Here is an 11,808-nt window from a genome sequence, read left to right on the forward strand (position 1 = left end):
GGATTATTTTCGCCTGGCTCGTCAATTCTATCCCAAAGGTGATCTCATGATCAGCAGACGCAAACTTCTCACAACATCTCTCTCATCGGGAGCGGCGATTGGACTTTCCGGCTTGTTGCCAGCCTGGGCGCGCAGCGCCGACGCAGGAAATCTCGGCCTGCCCACGCTCACCGGAACCAATTTCGACCTGAGCATTGGTAAATTCCCCGTACGGATCAATGGCCGCGCGGCCGAAGCGATCGGCGTCAACGGCACACTACCCGCACCGCTTATTCGCTTCCGTGAGGGCGACGAGGTCACACTGAACGTGACCAATCAGTTGATGACCGACAGCTCGATTCACTGGCATGGCCTGTTAGTGCCATTCTATATGGACGGCGTGCCGGGAGTGTCCTTCCCCGGTATCAAACCTGGCGAGACATTTCGTTACAAGTTTGCCGTGCCGCAAAACGGCACCTACTGGTACCATTCCCACTCCGGCCTGCAGGAGCAGTTTGGCCATTACGGGCCGATCATTGTCGATCCGAAAGGTGCCGAGCCTGTCGCCTATGATCGGGAATATGTGCTTGTCCTGTCGGATTGGAGCTTTGAGAGTCCGCACCGGATATTCTCGAAGCTGAAAAAGCAAAGCGACACCTATAATTTCAACCAGCGTACAGTTGGCGATTTCCTGCAGGATGCGTCAGAGCAGGGTCTCGGCTCGGCCATGAACGAACGCGCCATGTGGGGGCAGATGCGGATGTCTCCAATGGATCTCGCGGACGTCACGGGCGCCACTTATACCTATCTGATCAATGGTCATTCGACCGCCGACAACTGGAACGGCATGTTCACGCCTGGCGAGCGCGTTCGGTTACGCATCATCAATGCGTCGGCGATGACGATCTTCAATTTCCGCATTCCAGGCTTGCCAATGACGGTCGTCGCAGCAGATGGATTGCATGTGCAGCCAGTGGAAACGGACGAGTTCCAGATCGGCGTTGCCGAAACCTATGATGTGATTGTCTCGCCGTCAGATGCGCGAGCTTTCGCCATGGTCGCTGAATCCATCGATCGATCTGGCATGGCGGTGGCCACACTTGGTCCCAGACCCGGCATGAGGGCGCAGGCGCCTGAGCTGAGAGCACCCGTTCCCCTGACCATGACCGACATGGGGATGGCTGGCATGGACCATGGCTCCATGGCTGGCATGGAAGGGATAGACGAAACCTCGATGGCCGGAATGACCGGGATGGAAGGAATGGATTCTTCGATGACGATGGGCATGGACCATGGGTCCATGGACATGTCCGCCATGAAAGCATCCGCTCCGGGCGTGAACAGCGGACCGGGCAATACGGGTCTTGCGATGATGCCCGTCAATCGGCTTGACGAGCCGGGCCACGGCCTTGCCGATGTTCCACATCGGGCGCTGCGCTATTCCCAGTTACGCAGCCTTGATCGCAATCCCGACCTGCGCGCGCCGGAAAGGGAAATGGAGTTGCATCTCACCAGCAATATGGAACGCTACATGTGGTCGTTTGACGGCGTTCGGTTTTCGGAGATCACCGCGCCGATCGTGTTTCGTGAGGGTGAGCGCGTCCGGATGACCCTGATCAACGATACGATGATGCCGCACCCGATTCATCTGCACGGCATGTTCTTTGACCTCGTCAACGAGGGCGGCGATCACAAACCCCGCAAGCACACAGTCATTGTGAAGCCGGGCGAGAAACTGTCTGTCGATATTTCGGCTGAACATGTCGGCGACTGGGCGTTCCACTGTCACCTTCTCTATCACATGCATGCGGGCATGATGCAGGTTGTTTCGATTCTGCCGCGCGACGGCGATATGCCGATGAATATGGACCATCCAGACATGGGTCACGGCATGATGGAGGGCATGGATCATGGTTCCATGGACCATTCGTTGATGGATATGGGAGATAAGAAATGATCATGTCCAGAAATTCAATCATTGCCGCGGCGCTGCTCTCGGTCTTGGTTTGCGCATTGCCCGCGGTCGCACAGGATGGGGAGACGCCGCCCCTCTGGTCTCAGGCCGATCAGTATTACGACGCCGAAGAGATGGCGAAGGCCCGAGAGGACGTCCTCGCTGAGGGCGGTGCCCAGCGTACTTACGCCATCTTGTTCAACCAGCTTGAAGCACAACTCGCCGACGGCGAAGACAGCTTCTATTGGAATGGTCAGGCCTGGTATGGTGGCGACATCAACAAAGTCTGGTTCAAGACCGAAGGCTCCGCATCGCTGAACGGCGCCGGAGTTGATGATGCCGAGGTTCAGGCGCTCTATTCGCGCGCTGTCGCTCCATATTGGGACGTGCAGGCGGGATTGCGCTACGATCTCGAACCCGACGGGCTCGCGCATGGGGTCGTGGCCGTGCAGGGACTTGCACCTTATTGGTTTGAGGTCGATGCCTCGGCTTTCCTCAGCGAAAAGGGTGATCTGACCGCGCGCCTCGAAGCGGAATACGAGTTTCGCCTCACGCAGCGCCTGATCCTACAACCCCGTGTGGAAGCCAACATTGCGGCGCAGGCTATTGCCGAACGCCAGATCGGGTCTGGCCTGACCAATCTCGATGCGGGTTTGCGCCTGAGATACGAAATCAAGCGCGAATTTGCGCCCTATGTCGGTGTCGAGTGGCAAGGCAGTTTCGGCGGGACAAAGGATCTTATCAAGGCTGCTGGCGGCGCCGGGGACCAAACCGTGTTTGTCGCCGGCGTGCGGACCTGGTTCTAGGGGTGAATTTCATGCAAATCATCGAACCCAATATTCACCCGATCCTTGTTCACTTCGCTTTCGCGCTGTCCTTGACGGCGGCGGCGTCCTACCTGCTCGCTCTAATCCCGCACGCGGCGCGATGGCGCGACACGCTTCGACCTGCGGCAGACTGGATGCTCGCTTTCGCCGCGCTGGCCGTAATTGCGACGATCGCAGCCGGGTTTCAGGCTTACTACTCAGTTGCGCATGACGGGCCATCGCATGAGGCCATGACAACGCATCGCAACTGGGCCGTGCCTTCGGGAGCCGCCATCCTGTTGCTCGCAGCCTGGCGGTGGCGGCAGCGCGCGCGCGCTGCCTCAACAGGGTTTGTCAGTCTCATGACGATTGCCGCGCTGTCTTTGACAGTTACCGCCTGGTGGGGTGGCACCTTGGTCTATGGCCACGGGCTTGGCGTAAAGCGGATACCTGTCGTTACAGGAGAAGGTCATCATCATAGTGATGGCGGGCATGAGCACGGCGATATGGATGGTGTCGGACTGGAGGGGGTGGATGCCAGCAGCATGGACATGCCCGGCATGGATATGGATGCGCATGATCATGATCATGGGGATCAAGCGACCAAATATGTTGAATTTCCTGCTGAAGCCGGTTCGCCGGCAGCCACGGTTGTGGCCTTCTCAGCAGCGCTGAAATCCGGCAATCACGATGCGGTCGAAGCGCTGCTTGCCCCGGATGCGATCATTGCCGAGGGCGGAGGCGCAGAACGCTCATTCCTCGAATATCGCGACCACCATATGCCCGCTGACATGGCATTCACGGCGGCTGTCGAGACAAGTCTTGGCAGGCGTGATGTTCTGAAGAGCGACGAACGGGCCGTGGTGATCTCTGAATATCAGGTCCACGGTGCGTTTGAAGGTAAGACCATTCACGCGCGTATGATGGAGACAGTTGTTTTGGAGGCGACGACGGACGGATGGAAGATCGCGCACATTCACTGGTCGACGGCAGATGTTGAAGAACAGCACGAGCACTGAACGATCCCTCGATGTGAGGGACCGGCGGTGCCTGGATTGCGGTGAAGGAGAGAAAGATGAGTACGCAGAGAATAGTCAAGAATAGTATTGGCGCGCTAATGGCAGCTGGTGTGCTGATAACTGTGTCAGGATGCACGACGATGCCGATGGGCAGCGACGAAACGGCCAAACCTATGGCGAAAATGGACGGAATGACGTCAGCCGAAATGGAAGCGAAGCACGCTGAGTGTCAGGCTATGCATGACAAGATGATGGCTGACATGAAGGCTGGCATGCCAATGGATCATAGCAAAACGTCTCCTGAGATGCAGGTCAAACACGACGCATGCATGAAGATGATGTCGGAGATGAAACCGGGGAACTAATATCACCCGCCGGACTGCGGGGAGCATATTCCTCGCAGCGCGTTCTCGGCGATGATCCAGGAGCAAGAGACGTCTGGTGACAGCAATCGTTCGGACTTATCAAGATGTGCGGCCGCCATACCTCTTGTATATACCCCCATGGGGTATTATATCGACTGCGACACCGAACATTTCGGAGCCGACCTGGCGCAAGGTCAGATTGCGCCTCTGCTGCACACGAGGTTCACCATGAAAATCATTCCCACTGGTCAGGCATTGTCCCTGTTTCTTGCTCTTACATTTATTATCTGCATCGGCTGGGGACTTATGACACCCATGTCGATGCACATGCATGAAGCCTGGACGCCTCTTTTGCCGGGCTTCGAATTTCTGACATGGCCGGGGTTCCTGATCGGTCTCGTCGAAGCCTATGCCTATGGTTGGTATGTCGCGCTGATTTTCGTGCCGCTCTACAGGTTTTTCAACGGGCGGACGGAAGCCCGGTCAAAAGCGTCCTGATGAGATGATTGCCCGGGCGGTCGATTGTCCAACTCGACCCTTTTTTTCAATTCCAATTTATAGAAAGTCATGGCCATGGCCGACCATCACCAACACCCCAAGTCGGAAGCAGACGGCGATCATGCCTGTTGTCACGGTGCCAATCCTGGCGTCGGAGATGCCAAGACGTACGATCATGTGCCTGCGGATTATGCAGGAGCCGTCTGGACCTGCCCGATGCATCCGCAGGTGCGCGAGACGTCGAATACGGGTTGCCCGATCTGCGGGATGGCGCTTGAGCCAGAAACCGTCTCACTTGAAGAGGACACGAGCGAGCTCGATGACTTGTCGCGCCGGTTCTGGATCAGCGCCGTGCTGTCGTTCCCGCTCCTGATATTTGCGATGGGGGATATGATCCCCGGCAAACCTCTCGACGGCCTCATTCATGCGAAATGGGCGGGCTGGGTCCAGCTGGTGCTCGCCACGCCGGTCGTGCTCTGGGGCGCTGCGCCCTTTTTCGCGCGCGGCTGGAAGTCCGTCCTCGCGCGCAGCCTGAACATGTTCACACTGATATCGATCGGCGTTGGCGCCGCGTTTGGCTTCAGTCTTGTTGCCACATTCTTCCCCGGTCTTTTCCCCGAGAGCTTCAGGGACGCTTCCGGCCGGATTGGCGTCTATTATGAAGCGGCTGCGGTCATCACGACGCTGGTCTTGCTCGGGCAGGTTCTCGAATTGCGTGCGCGTAGCGCCACGTCAGGTGCGATCCGCGCCTTGCTCAATCTTGCGCCGCCACAGGCCCGGATAGTTCGGGCAGACGGCACTGAAGATGATGTCAGTCTTGACGAGGTAGCCTCCGGCGATCGCCTCCGGGTTCGTCCGGGCGAGAAGATCCCCGTCGATGGTGACGTGGTCGAAGGTCGCTCAAGCGTTGACGAATCCATGATTTCCGGAGAGCCGGTTCCTGTCGCGAAGGCCGAAGGGGATGCTGTGACGGGTGGGACGGTCAATGGCACGGGCAGCTTCGTGATGACGGCGACTCGCGTTGGCGACGATACGGTCCTGGCACAAATCGTCCGAATGGTTGCCGAGGCGCAGCGGTCGCGCGCGCCGATCCAGAGGTTGGCCGATACGGTCTCAGGCTGGTTCGTACCGGCAGTCATTGCGTCGGCGATAGTCACATTCGCCGTCTGGGCCATCTGGGGACCCGAACCGGCCCTGGCCTTCGCTTTCGTTAATGCGGTGGCGGTTCTGATCATTGCCTGTCCGTGCGCGCTCGGCCTGGCGACGCCGATGTCCATCATGGTGGGGACGGGTAAGGGTGCCCAGAATGGTGTTCTGATCAAGAATGCCGCAGCGCTCGAAATACTCGAAAAGGTCGATACCGTGATTGTCGACAAGACGGGCACGCTGACCGAAGGCAAGCCGAAACTCGTCACCGTGAGACCATCGGGCGACTGGACCGAGGAAAGCCTGTTGGAGCACGTCGCCGCCGTCGAATCGTTCAGCGAACATCCCCTTGCCGAAGCGATCGTGCGTGGCGCCAATGAACGGAAGGTCAAGGTCTCGACCGCGGGAGAATTCAGTTCCGTCACCGGCGAGGGAGCCGAGGGAACCGTTGATGGCAAACATGTTGCCATCGGCAATGCCAAGATGATGCGGCGGGTCGGGGCTTTCGACAAAGCTCTGGCATCAGCAGCAGATGATTATCAGACCCTGGGACAGACTGTCATGTTCGCAGCGATCAATGGCAAACCGGCCGGCCTTGTCGGCGTGGCCGACCCAATAAAGGCAACCACGCGCGAGGCGATTAAGCGGTTGCATGCGCAAGGTCTGAAAGTTGTGATGCTGACCGGTGACAACGAGGCGACCGCGCGTGCCGTCGCCGACCAGATCGGCATTGATGAGATTCACGCTGATGTTTCTCCCGAGGACAAGAACAAAATTGTCAGCGAACTGCGCGCAAAGGGCAAGATCGTCGCCATGGCAGGGGACGGTATCAATGATGCACCTGCCCTCGCACAAGCGGATGTCGGCATCGCCATGGGCACCGGAACCGATGTCGCCATGGAGAGCGCCGGGATCACCCTTGTCAGCGGCGACATCCTCGGGATCGCGAAGGCGCGCGAGCTGAGCCGCGCCACGATGAGGAATATCCGCCAAAACCTGTTCTTTGCCTTCATCTACAATGCGCTCGGCGTACCGCTCGCGGCGGGTGTGCTGTATCCAGTGTTCGGCCTGCTGCTCAGTCCCATGATTGCCGCGGCGGCGATGAGCCTGTCATCCGTCTCGGTCATTGCGAACGCGCTGCGCCTTCGTGCATTGAAACTGTAACGCTGTGGAAGGGGCCACAATGGAAGAGAATTACGAAGCGGGTAGCCTGACCCTTTCAGGCACGGTCGCGATGGGCACCGGCGTGATGATCGGCGCGGGCATCTTTGCCCTGACGGGGCAGGTGGCGGAACTTGCTGGCTCCTTGTTTCCGCTGGCCTTCTTTGTGGCGGCTGTTATCAGCGGCTTCAGCGCCTATTCGTACATTAAGGTATCGAACGCCTATCCGTCGGCTGGCGGCATCGCGATGATCCTGAAAAAGGCATATGGACCGAGTACAGTCACAGGCGGCGCGGCGCTTCTGATGGCGTTCTCGATGATCATCAATGAGAGCCTGGTGGCGCGTACATTCGGCGCCTACACGCTGCAGCTATTCGGGATCGAAGGGGGCGTACTGGTGCCGCTCCTGGCGCTTGGGCTCATCGTGTTTGCCTTCCTCGTCAACGTGGCGGGAAATAATGTCATTGGAAATATATCCAAGATAACGGCTGTCCTGAAGGTTGGCGGTATCGTTGCTTTCGCGCTGATTGGCCTCTGGGCGGCAGGTTTCGCGTTCAAGCCGCTTACGGGCAACCCAGGTGAGAGCACGTCGATCGGCGGATTCCTAGGCGGTGTGGCCCTCGCCATTCTAGCTTACAAGGGCTTCACCACGATCACCAATAGTGGCGGCGAGGTGAAAAATCCGCACAGGAATGTTGGCCGCGCCATAATGATTTCGCTGACTTTATGCACGTTGGTGTATCTGCTCGTATGCTATGCTGTTGGGTCTAGCCTGACGATAGATGAAATCGTTTCAGCGAAGGATTACGCGCTGGCAGAAGCTTCGCGTCCGGCACTGGGCGAATATGGTGTATGGTTCACGGTTGCGATCGCCATAATTGCAACGGCGTCCGGTCTGCTTGCCAGTGTCTTTGCGGTCTCGCGCATGCTCGCGATGCTTACCGAGATGGATCTGATCCCGCACAGCCATTTTGGCATGCCGGGCGGTGTTCAGAAGCATACGCTCGTTTACACGGTCGTGGCGGCGGCCTTACTGGCCGTCTTCTTCGACCTCTCCCGCATTGCATCGTTGGGGGCCATCTTCTACCTCGTAATGGATATCATTATTCACGGGGGCGTCTTGTGCTACCTGCGAAAGGACGTCGGCGCGAAGGCGGGAATTGTGATCACCGCGATTCTTCTCGATACCATCGCCCTCGGTGCGTTTGTGCTTATTAAGGCGCAGAGTGATCCGATGATCATCATCATTGCCTTGGCAGGTATCGGGATCATTTTTGCGTTCGAGAGATTCTATCTCAGAAAGGTCCGCAGCGGGTCGGATTGATGTCCAGCCAGATCATCTTCATGATTGGCTCTCTCACAGAGCAACTTTGTGATTCCGTTATTCATGTTTAAATTTGCTGGTTTCGGTATTTTCAAACGAAATCCGAGTGACTATATACCCCGAGGGAGTATCTTGAATGAAACCAGAAATCAGAGACGCAGCTGCCAAACGCCTTGCCAGGATTGAAGGACAGGTACGCGGGATTGCTAAAATGATCGACGAGGACCGCTACTGTATTGACGTCGTTCGCCAAGTGCAGGCCATCAAGGCTGCTCTTGGGGCTTTGGAGGGCGTGATCATCGATGATCACATCGGCACGTGCGTAGAGAGCGCTCTAAAAGGAGACGATCTGGCAGAGCGTCGGGCGAAAGTCGAAGAGTTGGTCGCGGTTCTGGGCGGTCAGAAAAAATAGAACCAGTCCCTTATTTGGCGTCACCGCACATAGGTTTGAGACTTCCAATGCACCTTCTGCGTCTTTAAGGCTGACGGTTTTGCTCTCTGATGATATCCGAGGATCACCGTCCAATGTCTGAAGAATGTCGAGATTAAGCCTCCTACTGAAACTGGTTTTTGAGCGATACTGTGCTAGTTCAAAGGTCGACGCTGTGAACCAGCGTCCAAATCACGCGTTCGAAAAACTGTGGACCAAAGCCAGACCAAACTGAGGACCGAGAATCGATTTTCAATCACGTAAGTGTCTGAAATAATTGGATAAAATATATGGATTATGGCACGTCACTCGCGCCACGCCTAACTATATTCAGCATTGAATCTCTTGTATAAAATTACTAGCCACCGTTGCCTGTACAGGTTTGGTGCGACATTCGGGGCTCGAACCTTTTGCTCTGAAACGGGCGTCATTTGAAAACACACGTCCGTAGCGCAGCATCTATGGTCGGCGTTTGACTGGGTCGATGCGAGGATGCAACCGGGCCTCTCGGATCAGGACTCTCACTTCCAGTGGGGTTTAGGACTCGAATTGATCCCTCTGAAGCGCAACGATCAAGGTGAGAGTGCCGCGACTTCATCGAGCCAATTTTTGCAAACGCCTGCTAATGTTGACGAATTTTCGAGCGGAATCCCAATCTTGGTACCTATCTTGGTACAAGTTCTCCTTTACAGGGAGGCGGCTCCAAGTGGGCAGCTTCGGTATCTGACACAAAGGCGCACCTCCAAATCGACCGCGTCGGCACCTTCTTTTGCGCACAAGATCAGGAATAGTAGGTCGAAGTCGATGCGCCCGCGTCCGTACCATAGTGCCGGTGGCGATGATCGTGTCGGCCTGCGTCAGATCTCCGCCATTGTATCCACACACATGTGCGTCCGCGAAAAGCGGAGACGGGTTTGGGTTCGTCTGACCGCAGCTATGAACTCACCGTAGGCCAGGCGCGAGTGTCTGATTTGGAATGCTGCTGGTGCGGTTTGGCGAGCATGACCAGACGCCGGCGGGCCGCATCGGGCGGGTGAAGTTCGCGGGAATGGAAGCCAGCTGGCGTATTTTCAGGGACTCGCCTCAGTGAATTCTGGACAAACCGTATGGCGGTCGAATGAAGACGGGTCCGCACCGGACTGGGACATCCCCCTCGGATATCAGTTGATATTCTGAGCGAAATTGTCCCCGCCAAACTGTTGGCAGCAGCCCTTGCCGCTGCACCTGGCGGCTTCCAAGTTGTTTCCAGAGTTTAGCAGGCAGTCTGTTTCCGGCCCAAGATTGTGGTCGGCCAGACTATCGCCAGTGTTGAACATCAGTCCATGGCAGAAGCGAAGGTCAATCATGCGAGATAAGGAAAAATCCGAGGCGTTCTACGACGATGTAAAAAAGAAGTTTCAAGAGGAACGAGACTTGCGCCTGGCTTACCGGCCTGAAGGAACAGCGCAGTATACATCGGATTTTACCGGAGACCTCGCAGGCTATGCCGTCGACCCTTTCCTGAAACAGCAGGACGTTCGGGCGCCACTCAACGACTATTCGGAAGTTCTGTTTATCGGGGGTGGATTTGCCGCGCTGCTTACATCCGTGCGCTTGCTGCAAAAAGGTGTGTCCGACATCAGGATCGTGGAGCGTGGAGCAGACGTTGGAGGCGCATGGTACTGGAACCGCTATCCCGGCATCGCCTGCGATGTCCTTTCCTACGACTATCTGCCATTGCTTGATGAAATCGAATACATCCCGGCACGGAATTATTCCAGTGGCAAGGAAATACTCAATCATTGCCAGACCATAGCCAGGAAATATGGACTGTATGAGAAAGCGGTATTCAATACCACCGTGACAGAAACCGTCTGGAATGAAGAGGAGCAGCTCTGGCATCTGGGCACAGATCGCGGTGATTCCATGCGAGCCAGATTTGTCATCTGTGCCAACGGCACCCTGTCACAGCCCAAGCTGTCCAGGATTGCGGGCATGGGAACGTTCCAGGGGCATTCGTTCCACAGTTCCAGGTGGGATTATGAGTACACCGGACAAGAGCTGGAAAACCTGAAAGACAAGGTGGTGGGCGTTATCGGCACGGGCGCGAGCGCTGTGCAGATCGTGCCAGCAGTCGCCAGGGCCGCGAAGGAACTCTATGTTTTCCAGCGAACGCCCTCATCTATCGATATCAGGGCTGAGCAGGACACCGACCCGGAATGGGCGGATTCGTTGCAGGCAGGCTGGCAGGCAGAACGGCGCCAGCAGGCGATTGAGCTGTCGAACATGTCCCTGTTTCAGAGGATGTCCACAGCCCAGGATGTGAATTCAGTCGACTATTTCGATAAGGCCAAAGCCGCGATGGAGAATGACGCGCATGCGGATATTCCCCGAGAGGAGAAAATTCGCGAGCTTGAGAAAGCCAATATTGACTACATGATGGGGATCCATCGTCACATTGATGAGGTCGTTGAGGACAGGAAGACGGCGGATGCGCTCAAGCCCTGGTACATGTTCATGTGCAAGCGCCCGTGCTTTTCCAACGATTACCTGCCGTCCTTCAACCGGCCCAATGTGCACCTGGTGGATACGCACGGAAAAGGCATTACCCGGATTGCTCCGGAAGGTCCGGAGTTTGATGGAAAGATCCATCACCTGGACTTGCTCATATACGCCACAGGTTTCGAGATTCAGAAAACGGGTACGTATAACAGGATTGTCGGTGAAGCAGGGCTGGACCTGAATCAGAAGTATGCGTCTGGCGTCCGCACGCTGTTCGGCGTTCATACGCATGGCTTTCCCAACCTGTTCATCATGGGCGGCCTGCAGGCAAGCTATCAGTTCAATCTGACCGACATGCTGCAAACCCAGGGAGATCATATCTCCGAGTGCATCAGCCATGTGAAACAGAACGGATACAGCACCATAACGCCCCGGCCGGAATCCGAAGAGAACTGGGTACAGCAGGTCATAAAGCATCGCGGAAAGACCAGTTACAACGAAGAGTGCACGCCTGGTTACTACAACTTCGAAGGCGCTTCGATGCGCCGGCAGGACGGAAATTATAACGGAACATTCAGCCGGTATTTCCAATACCTGAAAGAAGCGGAAGCGGACATGGGTGGGAGTTTCTCCTTCACATAAGCC

General features: G+C 56.6%; 9 protein-coding genes. All 9 read left to right on the forward strand.

What is annotated here, in order from left to right:
• Positions 1-46 precede the first annotated feature (46 nt).
• Positions 47-1,936, forward strand: coding sequence for a copper resistance system multicopper oxidase (locus ACQ66M_RS12760; RefSeq protein WP_430404279.1), 1,890 nt, complete (start codon positions 47-49; stop codon positions 1,934-1,936).
• Positions 1,933-2,739 carry a copper resistance protein B gene (locus tag ACQ66M_RS12765; RefSeq protein WP_430404281.1) on the forward strand — a complete coding sequence of 269 codons (807 nt, stop codon included), beginning with the start codon at positions 1,933-1,935 and terminating at the stop codon, positions 2,737-2,739. Before ACQ66M_RS12760 ends, ACQ66M_RS12765 begins: the two co-directional genes overlap by 4 nt.
• A gap of 11 nt (positions 2,740-2,750) precedes the next feature.
• Positions 2,751-3,758, forward strand: a complete 1,008-nt coding sequence (locus ACQ66M_RS12770) for a DUF2231 domain-containing protein (RefSeq protein WP_430404282.1) — start codon at positions 2,751-2,753, stop codon at positions 3,756-3,758.
• A gap of 56 nt (positions 3,759-3,814) precedes the next feature.
• Entirely contained in the window at positions 3,815-4,123 is a 309-nt protein-coding gene (locus ACQ66M_RS12775; protein ID WP_430404285.1) for a hypothetical protein, read from the forward strand.
• Positions 4,124-4,174: 51 nt separating this feature from the next.
• Positions 4,175-4,621, forward strand: coding sequence for a DUF5676 family membrane protein (locus ACQ66M_RS12780; RefSeq protein ID WP_430404287.1), 447 nt, complete (start codon positions 4,175-4,177; stop codon positions 4,619-4,621).
• 75 nt (positions 4,622-4,696) lie between these two features.
• On the forward strand, positions 4,697-6,931 hold the full coding sequence (locus tag ACQ66M_RS12785; protein WP_430404289.1) for a copper-transporting P-type ATPase: 2,235 nt from the start codon (positions 4,697-4,699) through the stop codon (positions 6,929-6,931).
• A gap of 19 nt (positions 6,932-6,950) precedes the next feature.
• Complete coding sequence (locus ACQ66M_RS12790; protein ID WP_430404291.1) at positions 6,951-8,252, forward strand: APC family permease; 1,302 nt, start codon at positions 6,951-6,953, stop codon at positions 8,250-8,252.
• 136 nt (positions 8,253-8,388) lie between these two features.
• Positions 8,389-8,664: a metal-sensitive transcriptional regulator gene (locus tag ACQ66M_RS12795; RefSeq protein ID WP_430404293.1), complete on the forward strand. Its 276-nt coding sequence runs from the start codon at positions 8,389-8,391 to the stop codon at positions 8,662-8,664.
• Positions 8,665-9,894: 1,230 nt separating this feature from the next.
• Positions 9,895-11,805, forward strand: coding sequence for an NAD(P)-binding domain-containing protein (locus ACQ66M_RS12800; protein WP_430404295.1), 1,911 nt, complete (start codon positions 9,895-9,897; stop codon positions 11,803-11,805).
• The last annotated feature ends 3 nt before the right edge of the window (positions 11,806-11,808 follow it).

The organism is Hyphomonas sp., from assembly GCF_965284475.1.
Classification (GTDB): domain Bacteria; phylum Pseudomonadota; class Alphaproteobacteria; order Caulobacterales; family Hyphomonadaceae; genus Hyphomonas.